The sequence below is a fragment of the Myxococcus xanthus genome, assembly GCF_013116825.1.
GTDB classification, from domain to species: domain Bacteria; phylum Myxococcota; class Myxococcia; order Myxococcales; family Myxococcaceae; genus Myxococcus; species Myxococcus xanthus_B.
In genome coordinates this window covers 1-18,887 of record NZ_JABFNS010000159.1, presented here as the reverse complement: position 1 = coordinate 18,887, position 18,887 = coordinate 1, and the positions used below count along the sequence as shown (strand labels likewise).

Annotated in this window: 11 protein-coding genes; 7 read left to right on the top strand and 4 right to left on the bottom strand. The window is 68.3% G+C overall.

The features are described from left to right. The first annotated feature begins 412 nt into the window (after positions 1–412). The 3 genes from HNV26_RS32515 (at position 413) to HNV26_RS32505 (ending at position 6,041) form a co-directional block, all read left to right on the top strand. The gene (locus HNV26_RS32515; RefSeq protein WP_171444807.1) at positions 413–5,014 is read left to right on the top strand and encodes an eCIS core domain-containing protein; all 4,602 of its coding nucleotides are present in this window, start codon (positions 413–415) and stop codon (positions 5,012–5,014) included. Further along, on the top strand, positions 4,990–5,436 hold the full coding sequence (locus HNV26_RS32510; RefSeq protein WP_171444806.1) for a hypothetical protein: 447 nt from the start codon (positions 4,990–4,992) through the stop codon (positions 5,434–5,436). The genes HNV26_RS32515 and HNV26_RS32510 overlap by 25 nt, the downstream gene beginning before the upstream one ends. 347 nt (positions 5,437–5,783) lie before the next feature. Beyond that, positions 5,784–6,041, top strand: a complete 258-nt coding sequence (locus HNV26_RS32505; protein WP_171444805.1) for a hypothetical protein — start codon at positions 5,784–5,786, stop codon at positions 6,039–6,041. Between the two features lie 54 nt (positions 6,042–6,095). Here HNV26_RS32505 and HNV26_RS39090 read toward each other — a convergent pair whose 3' ends face one another. Next, a complete protein-coding gene (locus HNV26_RS39090; RefSeq protein ID WP_301338542.1) occupies positions 6,096–6,227 on the bottom strand; it encodes a hypothetical protein in 132 nt (43 codons plus the stop codon). Between the two features lie 298 nt (positions 6,228–6,525). On the opposite strand from HNV26_RS39090, the gene HNV26_RS32500 reads away from it, so the two are divergent. The 3 genes from HNV26_RS32500 to HNV26_RS32495 all read left to right on the top strand — a co-directional run bounded on the left by HNV26_RS32500 (position 6,526) and on the right by HNV26_RS32495 (position 12,021). Beyond that, on the top strand, positions 6,526–9,282 hold the full coding sequence (locus HNV26_RS32500) for an ELWxxDGT repeat protein (protein ID WP_171444804.1): 2,757 nt from the start codon (positions 6,526–6,528) through the stop codon (positions 9,280–9,282). A gap of 1,276 nt (positions 9,283–10,558) precedes the next feature. After that, positions 10,559–10,690 (top strand): hypothetical protein, encoded by a 132-nt coding sequence (locus HNV26_RS39085; RefSeq protein WP_301338541.1) that lies wholly within the window; start codon positions 10,559–10,561, stop codon positions 10,688–10,690. Positions 10,691–10,755: 65 nt separating this feature from the next. Beyond that, positions 10,756–12,021 (top strand): cytochrome P450, encoded by a 1,266-nt coding sequence (locus HNV26_RS32495; RefSeq protein ID WP_171444803.1) that lies wholly within the window; start codon positions 10,756–10,758, stop codon positions 12,019–12,021. A 189-nt stretch (positions 12,022–12,210) separates the two neighbouring features. Here HNV26_RS32495 and HNV26_RS32490 read toward each other — a convergent pair whose 3' ends face one another. Next, entirely contained in the window at positions 12,211–13,203 is a 993-nt protein-coding gene (locus tag HNV26_RS32490) for a discoidin domain-containing protein (RefSeq protein ID WP_171444802.1), read from the bottom strand. A gap of 253 nt (positions 13,204–13,456) precedes the next feature. Between HNV26_RS32490 and HNV26_RS38755 the strand changes: the two genes are divergently transcribed. Then, complete coding sequence (locus HNV26_RS38755; RefSeq protein ID WP_253817269.1) at positions 13,457–15,109, top strand: jacalin-like lectin; 1,653 nt, start codon at positions 13,457–13,459, stop codon at positions 15,107–15,109. Between the two features lie 154 nt (positions 15,110–15,263). Here HNV26_RS38755 and traA read toward each other — a convergent pair whose 3' ends face one another. After that, entirely contained in the window at positions 15,264–16,739 is a 1,476-nt protein-coding gene (gene traA / locus HNV26_RS32475; RefSeq protein WP_301338543.1) for an outer membrane exchange protein TraA family protein, read from the bottom strand. A 193-nt stretch (positions 16,740–16,932) separates the two neighbouring features. Beyond that, positions 16,933–18,090, bottom strand: coding sequence for a 50S ribosomal protein L11 methyltransferase (locus HNV26_RS32470; protein WP_171444800.1), 1,158 nt, complete (start codon positions 18,088–18,090; stop codon positions 16,933–16,935). Positions 18,091–18,887 lie beyond the last annotated feature (797 nt).

Below are 18,887 nucleotides of genomic sequence, written 5' to 3'. Positions count from 1 at the left end.
TCGCCCCCTTGCCAAGCTGCGATGACACGCTCGCGCAGGTCGAGCGAATGCGTACCGGACATAGCAGGCGATACCTCCTCACTCCGTCAACACCCTCCGCCTGCTCCCTTCATCCGCACCCCGCTATGAGGCTATTCGCGTCACAGGCGCCTTGGGCCCCGCCTCATCACGACATGCTCGTCGGAGCGCCCTCGTGGGTAGGGGCGTCTCACCCGCCAGAGAAGCCAGGCGCTCCTCCCAGGAGGACCCGCCAGTGAGCCGACGCGCGGACGGATGCTCGCGCATGCCACCAATCATGGGCAGACACGTCTGGAGCAGACATCACGTGTGGGATTGACGCGGCCAGCGCTTCGGGCGTTTCCTGACGCACTGCAGACGGGGACAACGCGACACGCAGCAGGGGGACTGTGCCGTGGATTTCGCTCGCGCCAAGAAGCCGGAGGTGAAGCCAGCGTCCCGGGATGCCAAGGCGCCCAGGTCGCAGCCGCAGGCCAGCGCCACGGACGCGGGTGTGCCGCGCTACCTGCGCGAGCCGCGGGAGCCGACCGCCCCAGTGATTGGCGGGGCGCAAACACCCACGGACGCGACGGCTCCTGCCGAAAGCCTCCCCTTGTACCTGCGCGGAGTCATGGGGTCCAGGGCAGGCACACAGGCGGTGCCACCGGTGCAGCCCAAGCTGGCGGTCGCGCCCGCGAAGAGCGCGTTGGAGGAGCAGGCGGACCAGGTGGCTCGCGCCGCGTCGGCGCCAGCCTCCGGTACCTCGTCGTCCGCGACGCCACCTCGTCCACCCGCGACACCCAATCGCCTCACGGGCACCTCGGGCGAACCGCTGAGTGCCCAGGTCCGCGAGCGCGTCGAGCCGGTCATCGGGCGCGACCTCTCCGACGTGCGCGTCCACCAGGCCTCCGTCGACCGCGACGCCGCCGAGAGCATCCGGGCCCGAGCCTTCACCCACAAGGAGCACGTCTTCCTGGGCCGGGGCGAGAGCCCCGAGGACGTGGAGCTGCTCGCCCACGAGATGACCCACGTCGTCCAGCAGACCGAGGGAGACGCCCCCCCGGTACAGCGCAAGCCGGCCGACTACCGCCAGCCCGAGGACGGCACGGGGCCCGCCGCTCGAATGCGGGCGCGCATCGACGAGGAGCTCGCGGACGAGGACGTCCCGGACGAGCGGCCCGACATCGACCGTGGCGACGTCACGTCCAAGGGCCACGCACTCCAGCCCCAGGCGCGCCCAGACGTGGACAGGGCGACCCAGGAGCGACCGGGTGTCCAGGCCGCGGCGACCAAGACGGAGCAGGTGGTCGACGCGCCGGCCCAGGCCGAGGGCGAGGGTGAAGGCGGCAAGCTCGAGGAGGGCAAGGCGGGGGGGCGCGAGGCGGCGGCGGGAGACGCGGATCAGTCGGCGGCGCAGGCGGCCTTCGCCACGGCGGCGGCCGAACCACAACCCCAGGTGCCCATACCAGTCGCGCCGGTGCCCCAGGTCGCGCCGGTGGACGCGGGGGGACAGGCGCTGCGACCGGTGGAGAACGCGGACGCGGCCATCACGGAGATCGCCGAGGCCACTCAGGGCATGCGCGATGAGGGCACGGGCCTGCAGGAGGTCGCGTCCACCGAGCGCGCCAACGCGCGCATCCTCGAGGGCAACATCAACTTGGTCCGCAAGGGAGTCGCGCAGTCGGACCTCGGCGTCGCGACGTCGCAGAGCCACGCGACGTACCGGCGCACCGTCCTGGAGCAGGGGCGCGCCGCCCTGGGCGTGTCGCGCCAGAAGACCGCGTGGGTAGCGGAGCAGGCGCCGCAACACCTGGGCAAAGCGGACGAGGGCCGCGAGGACTCCGCGGGGATGGCCGAGGAGGCCTCCTCGCTGTCGGCCGAGAGCGAGGCCAACACGCCCGACGACGACGAGGCCGCAGAGAAGGCCGGCGAGCAGCGCGGTGAAATCAACCAGGCCGGCGGAGACGTCAACAACCTGGACCGCGCCTTCTCCGGCGGCCAGGAGCGGGCCCGGGGGCTGTCCGCCGACGCCGAGCAGGCCGCGGGCCTCAACACGCGGGCCGAGGCGAAGCTCACAGAGAGCACCAGTGTGCTCCAGCGCACGGACGAGAAGCTGGCGCAGATGCGCGAGCAGACCGACGGGGCCCGGGCCCAGGTCGAGGCGCTCGCCGACCGGCCGACGGAGATGGTCGCCCAGGCGGACGAGACCGAGGCCGAGGGGCGCACCGTGGTCGAGCAGTCGTTCCTCGTCGAGGAGCGGCTGCGCGCGGAGCAGGAGACCCACCGCGAGAACGCGGCGGCCATCCCGGAGGAGCCCCCCGAGGAGCGGGCGCTGCGCGAGGAGGAGGGAATCGAGGCGCCTCGTCTCCAGACGCTGCCGCCGGCGCAACCGGAGCCCGCACAGCCCGAGGAGGGAGAGGCGCCGCCGGTCGCGGCCGGAGGGAAGGCCGCCGTCGGTGCCCGGGAAACGGCGCCTGCCGAGGAGGCGCAACAAGGCGAGGCCCAGGCGGCGGCGCAACAGGCCCAGGCCACCGCGGCCCAAGGAGGCGAGCTGCCGCCCATCGCGCCACAGCCGCCCGGTGAGGCGGGCGCGGAGACGGTGGTCCAACGCCAGCCCCAGGCCGGCTACGAGGACCGGTGGAGCATCGACCCGGCGGGGGCGATCTCCAGCCACATTCCGCAAATGCTCGGCGGCTCGGCTCCGGCCGAGGGCGAGCAGCGGGTGAGTCGCGAGGAGCTCGAGGAGCGGGAGCAGGAGCGGCGCAGGACGGAGGTGCTCGAAATCCAGGGCATGGCGGGCAAGCCGTTCGAGCAGACCAACGCCTGGGAGCGGCGGCGCATCGCCCTGCGGATGGCGGGGCGGCACCTGTGGTCGGGGCTCACGGGCATCCGCTGGCCGGGCTGGGGCGCGCTGGCGCTCGGGCTGGTGAATCCGGTGACGCCGCTGCTGGGCGTGGTGTCGGGCTTCGGCATGATTGCCTCGGGCGCGGCGAACCTGGTCAACATCCAGGCCTGGCAGCGCGACCCCATCGGCAATCTGCTCAAAATCGCCGCCGACATCGCGACGGGCCTCACCATCATCCTGGGCTCCATCACCGCGCTGGCGGCGGTCATCGCCGCGCTGTGCACGGCGCTCATCCTGGTCAGCTTCGGCTTCCTGGGGCCCGCGCTGGGCCCGGTGGTGGCCTTCTGCGCCAGCGTCATGGTGACGACGGGCGGGTGGACCATCGCGGTCGGCAAGTGGGCGCTGCTCCTGCAGTTCCTCTGTTTCCTCAAGAACCTCTACGAGGCGGGCGTCGCGCGGAACGCCGAGGAGCTGCAGCGCTCGTCGGACCGGATGTCGAGCGACATCTCCGCCGCTGGCAACGTCGTGCTGCACCTGGGCATGGCGAAGCTTGCCCAGGTGGGCGGCCGAGGGATGCAGCGGAGCATCCTCCGGGCCGGGGGAGGCGCGCGCTGGGGAGGCGGGCTGACCACGCGTCTCGGGACGGCGGTGCGCGGCGCGGGGCGGAGCCTCTCGCGGGGAGGCAACTTCGCGAGGATGGGCGCGGCCGTGCGTCGAGGGCTGCCCCAGATACCCGGAGCGGTGGGACGCGGCGTCCGGAGCATCGGGGCCGGCATCCGCAACATGCCGGCGCAGGCGACCGCGGCGGCGCGGGCGCTGCCGGGCGTCATCCGCTCGCCGTTGCAGAGCATGCCTCGTGCGTTCGGCTGGGGGATGTCACGCAACTACCTAGTGGGCCGGGGCGTGGCGCCCGGCCTCGCGGGCCTGCGCGCGGCGGGGACAGAGGGCGCGCTGCTCGCCCAACTCGAGGCCGGCGGACTGAGTGCGTCGGCGGCCCAGCACGCCCTGCGGAAGCTACTGTTGCGATACTCCCCTCGCGAGCTCGTGGACACCGCGGCGCAAGTCGGCCCGCGGGGGCTCGAGATCCTGGCACGGCTCGATGAAGCCGTGACGCGGCCCCAGCTCGTCTGGGCCATGCAGCTTCCGGCCGCGGAAGCCGAGGCGCTGCTGCGCCAGCTCTCCGTGGCGGCGCGCGCCGCCATCATGGACATCTCGGCGGCCGAGGCGCGCGACGCGATTGCGGCTGTCGGCATCGGCCGGGTGAATACCGCGCTTGGCCTGGGAGCGACGGGGCCCGTGCGTGGTTCGCATCTGCGTGCCCTGCTCCAGCGGATGCCGGTGCGCATGGCGGAGGATCTGCTCGACTCGGCTGGAGGCTCCGCCGGCCGCCTCGCGCGCCTGGCGCGAGTCGCGTATGGCCTCGAGCCGGCAGAGGCGCTTCTCCCGGGCGCGCCGGTGACCGCCAGCACGGCCATCCTGGACAGCAACGCGCGCATTGCCATCGACAGCCTGCTGACTGGCTTCAACTCGAAGACGGGAACACCCATCCTTCGCTTCGCGGACCTGGACGCAAACTATCAGGACGCCATCAACGCACTCCGGGCTTCTCGAAACCTCGGGCCCTATGTCGACCCTTCCGACGGAGCGGCACCAACCTTCGGCTACATCGTGGGACCCGACGCGGACCTCCGCCTTCCACCACTTGCTGGCGCGGAGGCAGTCGGGGGGCAGACGCTGACTGGCCGCCCGTCACCCTCTCTCCCAAACTTCCGAGGCATCACACCGGATCGCACTGCCCCCACGTACATCACGGCCCTTGACGAGCTACGCACTGCGAAAGCGGGGGGAAGCAAGGGTGGAGTAGACCGTGCAATCATCGCGGACGCGTTGTTCGCGGACACCGCGCCAGGCGTGACGCCCAGCATCATCTCGGTGGACGGAGACCTCGCGGCCGAACTGGCCCAGCGCTTCGCCACATCGCCGAGGACGTTCACGCCCCGCCCCGGCGTCAAGGGAGGGGCGGCGGCTCAGCTTGCCGGACACTATCCCGAGGGCTACTTTGTCATTGAAATTCAAAGGCGTAGCTTGAAGGTCATCTTCGGTCCCCCGAGGCCACATCCCTCGGTGCCTCCACCCGGGAGTCCCTCGTGGCCCACATCGTCTGGTTCCTGACCCCTCTGACCTGTCTTCATTGCAGCTCACACGCGGGTGAGCGGGAGACGCGCCTGAACACCCGGGATCTCAACCGGGATCCGGAGAGCATCAGCGTGCGGCCAGGAGAGCTCCTCGAAGTAGGCATTCAGGAGCTGAAGGACGCCTATCTCACGCTCAGAGAGCCTGTTGGGACGGAGGACATCCGCGCGCTCGAACAATGGGATTGCCCGGTGTGCCACTGGGCTCAGTGGGCACGCATTGTCTTCCGGCGCGTGGACCCGGACCATTCTCGGTTCATGTCGGCGGAGACCGTCGCATTGACGCCGGAGGTGCTGCGAGACGCGCACTTTCTCTCCCCCCGGATCGACTTCTGGGTGAAGACTCGAACTGGAGAGGAATTGGAGCATATCCTCCCCCTCATCAAGCACCTGCTTTCCTGAGGCCAGGCCATTTGGATTGTGCGCCGACACTGAACGAAGTTCCGGGGGAGTCCTCGCAGTTCTGGCGGATGCAGAAGGTTCGGTGACCATGGAACTCGGTGGATTCGCAATCAAGTTCCTCGGCCATTCCTTCCGCTTCCGGAACGTCATGGCCGAGTCCGACGCATCCGGATCCTCCGCGCGACGAGGAGCAACCCCATCCAAGCACGAGCGGAGCGCCTGTCTCGCCCCACTCTCGAGGGCTGGCTCGCCGGTTCGCTCGCGAACTGCGGCAGCGACAAGCGCGACGAACACGGCACCTGGCTTAGCGGACTGCGTGCTCCGGCCTTCGACCTGCCGGAGCAACCATGGGCGATGACCTGATGCCAATCGAGCGCGACCGTAATGGCCGGTTCCACGTGGTCCTCTTCGGCCTCCCACGCGGGGTGCTCCTCCTCGTCGCCCTGGCCATCACGAGCCTCATCGTCGCGGCGACCCGGCTCGTGGAGCCCCACCCCGTGACGCCACCGTGGCTGTCAGACGCCATCCGCCTCGGGGGCTGGGCCTATCTGGCGCTCGTCCTCGTCGCCGTCACGAGGTGGATTGTGCGCCGGCGCAAGCGCTGAACGGGCGAGCGGCCAGGGATGACCTGTCCCGGGACCTTCGACACCCGCCGTCCCCTACTTCTTCGGGCGCACATCGAAGAACGAGACGCGCCCATCCGAGATGACCTGCGCACCGTGTAGACGACGGTCTGCGAGCCGGAAGCCAGGGGTCAGCAGGTACGTGTAGCGGCGGTCATCGCCCAGCACCTCGCGGCGCGCGAACGGAACATGGCGAGCATGAACGTCCAGATGGACAGGCTGCCGCGGGACAGGGATGGGAACATGGAGCGAAGCTTCTCGGGGGATAGATGGACCCACTCCTGGTGGGCCTGACAGCTCCGTCTAGCAATTTCATTCCTCCCAGGAGCACTGATTCCCCACATCCAATTGTCAGACGCCTGCGCGCGCTCCGTCGCCTGGGCCATGTCGGAGGGGGCGGTTATCTTACCGCCCCCGGAAGGCCGCGCTCCAGCGCGCCTGGTTTCCGGCATGGACGAGGAATCACATGCACTCGCAGAAGTACGTAGCCGCGGCGCTCCTGCCGCTGGCGCTCGCATTGAGCACGGGCTGTGGCCCCGAGACGACGAACGACCCCTCCCATTTGGAGACGGCACGCACGGCAGTGGGGAACGCCCCGTTCCTCGTCAAGGACCTTCGCACAACCCCAACCCTGTTCGGTAATGGCAGCTCCACCCCCACGCAGCTCACCGTGATGGGGAGTTCCGTGTTCTTCATCGCCAATGACGGCGTGTCCGGGGCGGAGCTGTGGAAGTCGGACGGAACCACCGCCGGCACCACGCTCATCAACGACATGAACCCCGGCTCGCTGGGGACGGCGTCGCTGGGCATCGTGGGCCAGATGGACGGCTCACTCTATTTCTCGGCCTCAATCAGCGGCCTCGGCACCGGGCTTTGGAAGACGGACGGCACCGCCGCCGGCACCGTGCTTGTCAAGAAAGTCACCCCTGGCTTCGGCAGCTCCAGTCCGGTCAGCGGGGCGGTGCTGAACGGGACGCTCTTCTTCACGGCCACGGACGGCGTCACCGGCGTCGAGCTGTGGAAGACGGATGGCACCGCCGACGGCACCGTGCTCGTCAAGGACATCCGCGCGGGCGCGACGGGCTCCTCGCCCGCCAACCTCACCGTGGCCGGAGGGACGCTGTACTTCACCGCCCATGACGGCGTTTCTGGCGTCGAGCTGTGGAAGTCGGATGGCACCGCCGACGGCACCGTGCTCGTCAAGGACATCAACCCGAGCAGCCTCAACTCCAATCCCTCGAAGCTCGTGGTTCTGAACGGCACGCTGTACTTCTCGGCCGCGGAATCCTCCCTGGGTACCGAGCTGTGGCAGTCCGACGGCACCGCCGACGGCACCGTGCTCGTCAAGGACATCAACCCGGGCAGCAGCAGTTCCTCCTTGAACCAACCCATCGTGGTGAACGGCACCCTCTACTTCCTGGCCGGCTTCTCAAGCACCGACGCGTGGCTGTGGAAGTCGGATGGCACCACCGCCGGCACCGTCATGGTCTCCAGCATCCCCAGGAACCTCAGCTACCTGACGGACGTGAACGGGACGCTGTTCTTCAGTGCCTCCGGCGCCCAGGGCGTCGAGCTGTGGAAGTCGGATGGCACCGCCGCCGGCACGGCCCTGGTCAGTGACATCGTCGCGGGCACCACAGGCTCCTATCCCTCGTACCTCACGAACGTAAACGGTGTCCTGTTCTTCTCCGCGAACAGCGGCACCTCGGACACGGAGCTGTGGCGGAGCGACGGCACCGCGACCGGCACCGTGCGCGTGAAGGACATCAACCCGGGCACTGCCAGTTCGAACCCCTTCCATCTCAGCAACGTGAACGGCACGCTCATGTTCACCGCGAAGACCCCCACCTCCGAGACGGAGCTGTGGAAGAGCGACGGCACCGAGATGGGGACCGTCATGGTGCGGGACATCGCCACCTACCTGCCCCAGTCCAGCCCCTCCCACTTCGCGGACCTCAATGGCACCCTTCTCTTCTCAGCCGACGACGGCGTGTCTGGCATTGAGCTTTGGAGGACGGACGGCACCGCTGCCGGTACCGTCATGGTGAAGGATATTTGGGCGGGCCACGCCTCGTCCGCTCCGTTCGGACTCACGCTGGTGGATGGAGTCGTCTACTTTACCGCGGAGCACCCCACGTACGGGCGCGAGCTGTGGAAGACGGATGGCACCGCCACCGGCACTGTCATGGTGAAGGACATCTGGGCTGGTAGCAGCTCCGGCTCGGGGACTCCGGTCTCCGTGAACGGGACGCTCTTCTTCGCTGGTGATGACGGCGTGTCCGGCATTGAGCTGTGGAAGTCGGACGGCACCGCCGCCGGCACCGTCATGGTGAAGGACATCAACCCGGGTCTGCCCGTGTCCATGCCCCGCCATCTGACGGTCCAGGACGGGACGCTGTACTTCTCAGCCTACAGCAGCGGGTACGGCCAGGAGCTGTGGAAGACGGACGGCACCGCCGCCGGCACTGTCATGGTGAAGGACATCCGGGCGGGCCAAGAGGGCTCCACGCCGGAATCCCTCATAAACGTGGGCGGCACGCTCTACTTCCGGGCCACGGACGGCGTCACCGGCGTCGAGCTGTGGAAGACGGATGGCACCGCCGCCGGCACCGTCATGGTGAAGGACATCTCCACGGGCTACGGCAACTCCACTCCGAGCTCCTTCGCCGTCCTGGGCGGTGAGCTGTACTTCGCCGCCGGCAGCACCACTCTGGGTCTGGAGCTGTGGAAGACGGACGGAACCGCCGTCGGCACGGCGGTGGTGACGGACCTCGTTCCCGGCTCGGGCAGTTCGTCGCCCCGGGAGCTCACCGTGATGAACGGGGCGATCTACTTCCAGGCCAACGACGGCCTCACCGGCGCCGAGCTGTGGAAGACGGACGGCACCGCCGCCGGCACCGTGCGTGTTCGCGACCTCTGGGCCGGGGGCGCGTCCGGCATGGGCCTGGAATCCGTGCCCCTGGCCCTGGAGCCGGAGGGATTGCTCGTGTTCCTGGCCACGGATGGCTTGACAGGCCGGGAGCCGTGGGTGAGCGACGGTACCGAGACGGGCACGTGGCAGGTGGGCGACATCGCACCGGGGCCCACTCCGTCCTCCATCAGCTCCAACGGCCGATTCATCCGCGCGGGGGACTTCGTCTACTTCACCGCGGATGACCGCGTCTCAGGCCGGGAGCTGTGGGCCTTCCGCATCAGTGACGTGCTGACGCCTCCGACGCCGTAGCGTCACCGGGAGCGCGCGTCCCTGCCCTCCGTGTCGCGGAAGGCAGGGACGATTTCGTGGCCGGCGAGGCTACGGCGCCTCGCACGCATCCCCCACGCCATCCTGGTCGGCATCGGACGGGTCGGAGGTGAGGAGCCGAGGGCAGGTGTCCGGGGCGTCCATTCGCCGCCACGACTCCGAACGGAACCGAGCTCCGATGTCCCTCACTGAGGCCCACAGGGCCGAAGGCATTGGAAGGCACTCACCAGCGGCGGGTTGCCTCACTGCGCGGTGCTGGTCAAGGGCACCTCGTCCAACAGGACGTTCCGGACGAACCGCCTGAAGCCCTGCCGCTCTCGCGATGGGGTTACCCCAACCCGGCGCTGCTCCACTTCACGGCCACCGGATCGTCGACGAACAGCAGCCGCTGGCAAGCGACTGGCACGGTGCTGACAGCAACACGTGGCGTGCACCGTCGTGCGCGGCGGGGCAAGCTGCGACTCGGGCCCCCTGTTCACGGGCCGGGGCAGCGTGGGCCCCGAGCTGAACGCGCCAAACACGGTCGATGGACACTCAGGCAACTCCCACGGCGGCGAGTCTATCGACCGGATTGTCCTCGCCACCGTGGATGGTGGGGCGCTGCGCACGGGCACGGCGACACGACTCACTGCAACCGTCTGGGCATTCAGCACGACGAACGTGCTGGATGTGTACTGCTCGCCGATCACCACGTCGCTGGTGGGGACGGTCACCGCAGCAGGCTACGGCCTCCAGCGCCTGTCGGTGACATACACACTACCGGCCGGCTCCGCACAGGTGGTGCGCGCGGCGTTCCGCTACGGGGGAGTGAGCAGCCCCTGCCCCACCGGGGGAACTCGACGACAACGACGACCTCGTCTTCAACGCACTATAATGAGGTGAGGGCGGCGCACGGGATGCCTCCGTGCGCCACCTTGCAGGGTGTGGATGGAGGCAGGCGAACACGATCACTTCACTCGAGTGGTATCATGAAGGAGCCATTGGAACGCCACGAGGCATGAAGAGACGAAGCGACCTTTCGTTGCACGGATCTCATCGTGGACCTTCGACATCGTGTCTCTTGGCGACGCGCTCGCGGTGCTCACAGCCGGGGCATCATGCTTCTCGACGCGGACCTGGGCCCCCTTCACTCCCTGCCCTTTCGGGCTATCGCGTGAAAAGCACCGTCCCCGTTGCTGACGGGCGCCTTCTCGCAAGGAGAGACCACTTCGCGTCGCTCTTCGTCGCGCACCGCGGGGGCAGCGCAGGCGGGCGCGGCATGGACGTCCTCTCCATGGATGGCACCTGCTCGAGGCTCGAGCTCTGCTGCAGCGCGGACGCCGCGTGCGGCCAGTACCTCGCGCGGCTGACCGCCGGGGAGAGCGCGTTCTTCGATTCCGACCAGCCGTAGGCCCCGGCATCCTTCAGTCCGCTGTCCCGCTCCCCACCCAACAAACCGTTGAGGTCAGCTCACGCATGTCCAAGACCAACGCCCCTTCAGGACTCGGGTCCGAGTACCACCCGCTCGACGCTCCCCAGCTCGAGAATCCGCATCCGTTCCTCGCGCGTGCACGGCGGGAGGAACCGGTGTTCTTCAGTCCGGCGTTGGGGGCGTGGGTGGTGACGCGCCATGCGGACATCAGCGCCGTGGTCGCCGATACCACATGCTTCTCGTCCGCGGAGTCCATCACGGTGGGCGCCGCGACGACGCCGCCGGAGGTGGTCACCGCGCTGATGGACGGTTACCCCTTGGTGCCCAGCCTCGTCGACAATGATCCGCCAGCGCATGGCCGCTTCCGGAGCCTCGTCAGCAAGGCCTTTACCGGGAAGCGCCTCGCGGAGAAGGAGCCCTTCATCCGCACCCTCGTGGACGCGCTCATCCACTCCTTCAGGCACGAGGGGCAGGCGGACTTGTTCCTCCGGTTCGCCCATCCGCTGTCGTGCAGCATCATCGCGGAGATTCTCGGAATCCCCAGCTCGGACATCCACCGGTTCCGGCGCTGGTCCGATGAGCTGACCACGGTCCTCGCGGCGCATGGCCCCATCGAGCACCAGGTCGCGTGCGCGCGAGGCGTGGTCGAGTTCCAGCGATACCTGGCCTCGGCGCTCGAGGAGCGGGAGGTGTCCCCCCGAGAGGACCTGCTGAGCGACATCGTCACAGGGGCGAAGGGGATGACGCCGCCCATGAGCATGGCGGAGCTGGTGAGCCTGCTGATGCAGGTGCACTTCGCGGGACATGAGACGACCGCGGGCCTCATCGTGGGAGCGGTGGAGCTCCTGCTCGACCATCCGGAGCAACTGCAGGCACTTCGGGACGACCCGGGCCTCATCGCGGGCGCGGTCGAGGAGGCAGTGCGGATGATCTCCCCCGTGCATGCCATGTTCCGTACGGCGCTGAAAGCGGTGGAGATTGGGGGCGTGCCCATTCCCAAGGGAGCCCACATCCGCATCGTCTACGCGTCGGCCAACCGCGACGAGGCCCGGTTCCACGAGCCTGAGCGCTTCGACATCCGGCGGCCTGACGTCAAGAAGCACCTCGCCTTCGGGCAGGGCCTCCATTTCTGCATCGGCGCGCCGCTCGCGCGGCTCGAGGCCCGCCTGGCAGTGGAGGCGCTGCTTCGAAGTCTCCCAGGGCTCCGGCTCGTACCGGGGCAGAGGCCGGGCTTCCTGAGGAGCGTCACCGTCCGGAGGCACGAGAGCCTCGAGGTCGCGTGGGACGCCCAGGCGATTCAGGCCCCCTAAGGAGAAGACCCGAACGGTGTTGCTCACCGAGAAGGGGGCCATGTTCGCGCTCCTTCGGGGGCGAGGGTTCGAATCCCTTCCGCAACCGACCGATACCCTCCACCAAGGCCTGCACCTTCGTTACCGGGGGCCAGCGCTCGCCCAACGAGGCGTCGCGGCGAGCACTGGGGATCTGCTGTGCTCCGGGCGTCAGTAGTCCCAGCGGTAGACTTCCAGCTCCTTCACGTCATAGCGGGTCGCGCCGCTCATGCTCAGGCCGAAGTACTGGTACGTCTGGTCCGACGTGAAGGAGTGGACGTGCGTGCCACCGCCCGCGCCCGTGCGGGTGGCGAGCGTCACCCAGGAACTCATGCCCGGCGTCCAGCCCATCAGCGTGTAGCCGGGGGGCACGAAGCTGCCCCATTTCACGACGACGCGGCGCACGGCCTCCGGCCGGCCCAGGTTGACGTTGAGCCACACCGTGTCCGAGGTGTTGGCGTGGTACGCCGAACGCCATGCGCTGCGGTAGTTCTCCAGGTGATAGGCGCCATTTCCGTCCACGGCGGCGCTGGGGGCGCTGATGCCCGTGTTCTCCGAGTCGCTCGCGCTGGCCGCCATGCCGAAGGCGAGGTTGGGGTTGGAGTCCAGGTCGAGCGAGCTGCCGAGGTCGTTCACGACTTCGAAGTCGACGATGAGGTTTTCCGTCTCCGGCTTCGTGCTGCCCAGCGCCTGTTTCACGCCCGGGGTGACGTCAATCCAGCACCCCAGGGGCTTGTAGGGAGATGCCGCGCGGCCTCCCAGCGCGGCGTCACTGAGGATGCTGTCGGCGGGCCCGGAGTCCTGGAGCGTGGTGAGGACGCTGCGGCCGTAGCCCGCGTGCCCCGGGTGGCGGTTGGTGATGCGAACCTGCGTGCCCCACTTCAGCGAACGCGTGCTGCTGGTGCGCAGGTCCGACTGGGCCGCGGTGACGCCAGCCAGGTTGACGATGGTGGTGTTGGCGGCGTTGTAGCCGTAGTCCAGGGGGAGCGCGACGTAGAGCGCGCTCCAGGAGATGGTCTTCCCACTGGCGCCGGTGCCGCCCCAGAAACTGGAGGCATAGGCGCGGCGCTTGCCGGTGAACTGCGCGGTGGCGGTGCCGCAGAGGAGCATGGCGAGCATGAGCGTCCAGATGGACAGGCTGCCGCGGGACAGGGATGGGAGCATGGAGCGAAGCCTCTCGGGGGAAGGGACGCAGCGAGCTTCGGAGCCATTCGGTGCGGGTGTCAAAAACCCGGATAGACGGTGGCGGACCAGGCATGGACGCCGAAGAGCGCAGCGGATGGAACGCAGTTGCGTCCTCCCGTGACGCAGCAATTCCACGCTTCCGGATGAAAACATGCGCCCGCACCTGGAGGTCGTTGGGCGCGCGAATTGCTGTGAGTCTCGGCTGGGGCTTCTCCCTGAGAAAGAGGCATCAATGCCAAGTACAAGCGCGTCTGGAACCTGGGTGCAGTTCTTCGACATGTGGGGCTACCAGCATGCCTACATCAATTTCACGGGCGCCAAGAACGTCCCGGATCTTGATGACTACCAATTCACGCTGTGTGGCAGCAGCTCCCCAAAAGGCGCCAAGGTGGGGGACCACATCCACTCGCTGGTGACCGGCCCCCAGACCTGGCTCATCGTCTACGAGGATAAGGATTACAACAAGAAGAACCCCAGCAAGACGAAGCTGTATTTCGGCCCCAACACGCTCGTGTCCAACTTGGAAGGCGAGTACCACTTCGGTGGCAACATCGACAGCTTCCAGATGTTCAGCGCCAAGCCCGTGGACTGGCCCGGTGCGTCCGCGGCACGGAACGGGGCCATCACCCAGTTGGCGCTCGTCGAAGAAAAAGCGCTCTTCGCCTCCATCACGAGCGATCTGGAGTCGCTGGTGGGGGCGCTCATCAACCTCATCCCGAACATCGGGGGGTTCCTCAGCAGCCTGATGGGCATCTTCTGGCCCTCCGCCACCGACCCCAACGTCATCTGGCAAGCCATCAAGCGGTACATCGTCAAGGCCGTCTACCTCGGCGTTGAGTCATCGGTGATGAGCTCCGTCGAGAACGAGTTCTGGGGCATCCTCAACGCCATCAAGGTGTATCAAAATGACCAAGTCTACAATCAGTACGACACCCTGTGTATGTTCATCGCGGGCCGCGCGCCGTATTTCACCTACAACGGCAACTACCCCTCGTCACAGTACCCCTCGCAGAAGCTGCCCTACAGCTCCGCCTATTTCACGATCGCGCTGGCCATCTACAGCGCGCGCTGGCGCTACTTCGACCAGATCTATGCCTCGGCGCCTTGGTACCGGACGGAGGGCCCCGCGAAGCGCGAGGCCTTCAGGGTGGCGCTGGAGGCCATGCTGGAGCAGGCCACGGCCGCGCTGAAGGAGATGGCGATGCAAGCCTTCAACGAGCAGAAGGCCTGGGCGGAGTCGAAGGCGCAGAGCCAGCCCCGCGATCGGCATGCGTTCCTCTACACGCAACAGTTCGCCGTCAATATGCTGGGGTGGTTGGCGCCCTCCTTCATGTGGCCGTGCTTCGGCTCCACCGGCCAGCTCCCCGTCCAGAGCGTCATCCACGCGCTGACGGGGCCCTACGGTGGCGCGGAGAACATCTCGCATGGGGGCCGCGCGAAGGACGCCGCCGCCAATGGTCAGAACATCTCCCGCATCCTCCTTCGCACAGGCAGCCAGGTGGATTGTCTCCAAATCTGGATCGACGGCGCAGCGCAACCCCTGAGGGGCGCCGCCGGTGGACACGACGTCTGTGACATCACCTTCGCGGAAGGGGAGTATGTCATCGCGGCCTTCGGGCATGGCGGCGCCCTCGAAACCGGCTCGTTCAATCAGCTCTACCTCCGCACCAACCTGGGGAGACAGTTCGGTGGAGGCGCTCCGGCGAGCACCCGGTTCCAGTCGCTGGCGCCCCAGGGCGTCGATGCACGCCTGTCGGGTTTCACCAGCGCGCTCCAGCCCAATACCCTCAACAGCATCTCCTTGATCTGGCGCTTCGAGACCCCCACCACGCCCGGGTTCGACCCTATCGCGTGGCTGGACCTCCCTGGGCTCACCGACAGGTAGCGACAGCCCGGCCGACCGTCGTCCGGGTGCCATCGCCTTCGAATGAGGCCTGGGAGGTCGGCGTGAGTTGCCGCTGCTGGACACGCTTCGACAATGGGGCCCCTGAACGCGAGGGGGCCCCATGAAGAAGCACCCAACGCGCGAACGGCGTGTCCTATCGCCGGCCGCGTCTCACGACGAGCGATAGCGCGAGCAGGGCCATGGGGAACAGCGCGGACGGACCCGCCTGACAGCCGCAGCCAGACTCCGGCCCCGAAGGGTCCTCCGGCGAGCCTCCATCCACAGAGCCCGCATCCCCGGCCAGAACGCCCGAGTCCGCCGTGGGATTTCCACCGTCTGTGCCCGTGCTCCCCCCATCCACGCCAGGGTGGGAGCCACCGTCCACCTCACCGGGCCCACCTGCGTCCGCCGCTCCCGCGTCCGCCTCTCCCGCGTCCGCCGCTCCCGCATCGAGAGGCCCCGCGTCCGCCTCTCCCGCGTCCACCTCTCCCGAGTCCGCCGCTCCCGCGTCGGGGGTCCCCGCGTCCACGGGCCTGCACTCGCCCTGCTGGCAGGTCCCTCCCGTGCACTCCGTGCCATCCTCCACGGGAGTGGAGGCGCAGTTGCCCGTCTCCGTGCAGATGGGCAGGTGGCATTCATCCGGCGCCACACAGTCATTCGCATCCTGACACTGCGCACAGGCGAAGCCCTCTGTCTGGCTCACGCAGTACGGCGTCGATGCACCGCACGGAGAGCACGACTCACCACAGAAGAGCGACGAATCACAGGGAGCGCACAAGGCCGCCGCGTTGCACCGGTAGCCCGTCTCGCATCCCCCATTCCCTGGCGCGTTGGCGAACTGACGGTTGCATTGGGCGCACTCGGTGGGAGCTGGGAACGAGGGCTGCCCCGACTCCGTCTGATGGAACATCCCGGGCGTGACGAGCACGAAGCCCTCGGTAGCCAGATTGATGATGGGCGGCATGGTCGCTGCCCTCTCAAAGTCCGTAAAGACGCCGTCATATACCGACATCTCGAGTGCGGCGTGATCCCCGACGTTCGCGTGGAGCACCTCCACGCCGTAGAGTCCGGGCTGCGCGAAGTGGACCGTGTTGGTGGCGCGCCACGTCGGAGAGCCGAGCGTCAGCGGACGGTTGATGACCGGGTAGCTCGTCTGGTCGCGGTCGAAGAGCGCCAGGCTCACCGAGTCGTCAGCGTAGAACCCGAAGTGCAGGGGCCTGTCGACCATGTCGCTCGTGACCGCGATGAAGCCACGCAGGCGGGTCGCGAAGGATGTGACGGCATCGCTGTAGCCGAAGTCACACCCGCCGACGGGGCAGCCGGCGACGGCCCCGGTGAAGTCCCCGTAGCTCAGCGTCCTCCCGTCATTGAGGTTGTTGGACAGGTCCAGGGGCGTCCGCAGCACCGAAGTGACGCGGTTGCCCCGGTTCGCCTCCATGAAGGCGTTGATACCAGCGATGTAGGTCGACTGAGACTGGGGGAAGTCAGCCGCGGGATTCCGCGAGACGCTCGTCGCGACGCAGAGGCCCGCCCCCGTCGTCTCGGGAAGGGGCGCCACGGGAGGTCCACTCACCATGACAGCCTGAGCGCTGGCGGTGCGAGGAATGGACAATCCACACAACAAGAGCATGAGAATGCGGAGCAATCGCATCCGCGCGTCTTACTCCTGGCCGCCGAACTCCGACAAGTGCGGCCGGATGCCTCCGTCACGCGCAAGCCCACCGGGCGCCTGGCTCATCCAAACGCGCGCAATGCCTCTCCGAGCGCATCGAAATGCGGGGACGTCAACCTTCACCATCGTCAGGCCAACGACAACACCGGAACTACGAGCTCATCGGCTTCAGACAGTAGAGCGTGGTGCGCTCGCGGGAGCGCGCCATGTGCAGCGGGTCTGACGTGTCCTTCGCTTTCGAATGCCGCGCCGGGGTCGACCGGGCCCACTGCACCGACAGGCCGCACCGCTCGAACTCCGCTTCGAGCCACCCGGGTGGGCGCAGGCCGAGCAGCACCGCGAGGTCCGACAGGAGCAGCAGGCCCACTCCCCCAGGCGCAAGCGAAGCGGAGAGTCCTTCGAGAAAGCGGCGCAGGAACTGGCTGTCCTCGTCGAACACCGCGCGGTCCACCCGGTTCTTGGGCGGTTCAGGAATCCAGGGCGGGTTGCACACCACGAGGTCCGCCGTGCCCTTCGGGAACAAGTCGGCCTCGGCCACCTGGAAGCGCTTGCCAAGCCCGAGCCGCTCCGCGTTCTCCCGGGAACAGGCCACGGCGCGAGAGTCACAGTCAGTCGCCTGAACGGACGCTGCGCCCCGCTGGAGGAGGATGAATGAGAGCACGCCGGTCCCGGTGCCGATGTCGAACACGCGCTTGCCCTTCGCCTCCGTGAATGAGGTCAGCAACTCCACGTAATCCGTGCGGGTCGGAAGATAGACGCCGTAGTGCGGGTGAAGCAGCCCATTGAGGCCAGGAACAGCGAGCCCCTTGCGACGCCACTCCGCCGCCCCAAGCATGCCGAGGAGTTGTTTGAGCGGGACGATGGTGGTGTCCGTCGTTGAAGCCCCCCATACCTGATGGCATGCCAGTGAAGTGTCCGGTGCCCGCGCGAGCCCGAGCCGGTAGTCGCGGTCGAGAGACACCACGATGCGCGACAGCGTCTCGTGTTCGAGCTGCCGGGCCCGCCGCTCGGCACGGAAGGCCTCCAGCGGCGAGCGCGCCTTCGCTGGCCGCGGCAGCCGCCGGCTCAGCGCGCCGAGGAGCTGCTTCGCGTTGTGGAAGTCACCGGAGTACAGCAGGAACTCGCCTCGGCGCACCCGCTTGAGCGCCGTATCCGCGCTGAGTCGGTCATTCACGGGAGACAGCCGGGCAGGCGCGGGTTCCGCGCTCTCTGAGTGCCAGGTGAAGGCGGAGTCCAGCGGCGGCGCGGACGGCGAGGTGGAGGGGTTCGGCCCCTCGGGCGAGGCATCGGTTCGGGGAGCGCGAGGCATGGGGATGGGGTAGCACGTCCACGCGCTCCCGTCGCGTGTGGGAAACCACGGGCTCTCTCCGCGCCCTTGGCGCTTCTGGCGGCGACGCGGTCGTCCTGATGCACGGCGCTTCGAGCCACCGGCAGGCGGGCCGTGTCTGAAACGTTGTGCGCCGGAGCGCTGCTCCGGGGCGGGGGCCGGCTGCGGCGGCCTTCGCTCTCGCCTCCCGCCGCCCTGTGATGGGCGCTTCGAACGCTTCGAACCGCCCGCTTGCATCGAGCCACTGAGCGCCTGGCTTGCGTCTTTCGCCACGCCTTCGGGCCCGACCGTGCCCTTCACGGCGTCCCGCACGGGGCCACCAGGCCCGAGTGCCTGGTCGGCCACGCGGTTCACCGTCCCATCGGACTCCAACGCCCCCTTCGCCGCCCCTCCCACGTCCTGGACGGCCTCGGACACCGCTCCGCCAGGCTTCAGGCTCTCATGGGCGGCTTCCCCCACCTCCCACGGAAGCAGGCCACGCACGCCTTGCCACGGCCTCCCGAGCAACACGTCTCCAGATTGAAAGGGAGCCGTTGGCCCATGCCCCAGGGAGGCCCCCGTGCCGGTACGTCGACCGCCGCAATCAAGTCACTCGCGTTTCCAGAGCGCGCCACTGAACAACCAGGAGTCCGAGCTGGACGATGACGTCGCCATTGCCGCACACGCCCGGGGCGAATCACTCGTCGTGCATGCAATCCATGGCGTTTCGGAAGCGCTCCGGGCGGCGACGCGGCTGAACCGCCATCGGTAGCCAGGGCGGGCGCCCCCCCGTCCCCCAC

Bases quoted from the DNA above. Each gene is read 5' to 3' on its own strand.
- traA (WP_301338543.1), bottom strand. From the start codon at position 16,739: ATGCTCTTGTTGTGTGGATTGTCCATTCCTCGCACCGCCAGCGCTCAG.
- HNV26_RS32490 (WP_171444802.1), bottom strand. From the start codon at position 13,203: ATGCTCCCATCCCTGTCCCGCGGCAGCCTGTCCATCTGGACGCTCATG.
- HNV26_RS32470 (WP_171444800.1), bottom strand. From the start codon at position 18,090: ATGCCTCGCGCTCCCCGAACCGATGCCTCGCCCGAGGGGCCGAACCCC.
- HNV26_RS32495 (WP_171444803.1), top strand. From the start codon at position 10,756: ATGTCCAAGACCAACGCCCCTTCAGGACTCGGGTCCGAGTACCACCCG.
- HNV26_RS38755 (WP_253817269.1), top strand. From the start codon at position 13,457: ATGCCAAGTACAAGCGCGTCTGGAACCTGGGTGCAGTTCTTCGACATG.
- HNV26_RS32505 (WP_171444805.1), top strand. From the start codon at position 5,784: ATGGGCGATGACCTGATGCCAATCGAGCGCGACCGTAATGGCCGGTTC.
- HNV26_RS32500 (WP_171444804.1), top strand. From the start codon at position 6,526: ATGCACTCGCAGAAGTACGTAGCCGCGGCGCTCCTGCCGCTGGCGCTC.
- HNV26_RS39085 (WP_301338541.1), top strand. From the start codon at position 10,559: ATGGACGTCCTCTCCATGGATGGCACCTGCTCGAGGCTCGAGCTCTGC.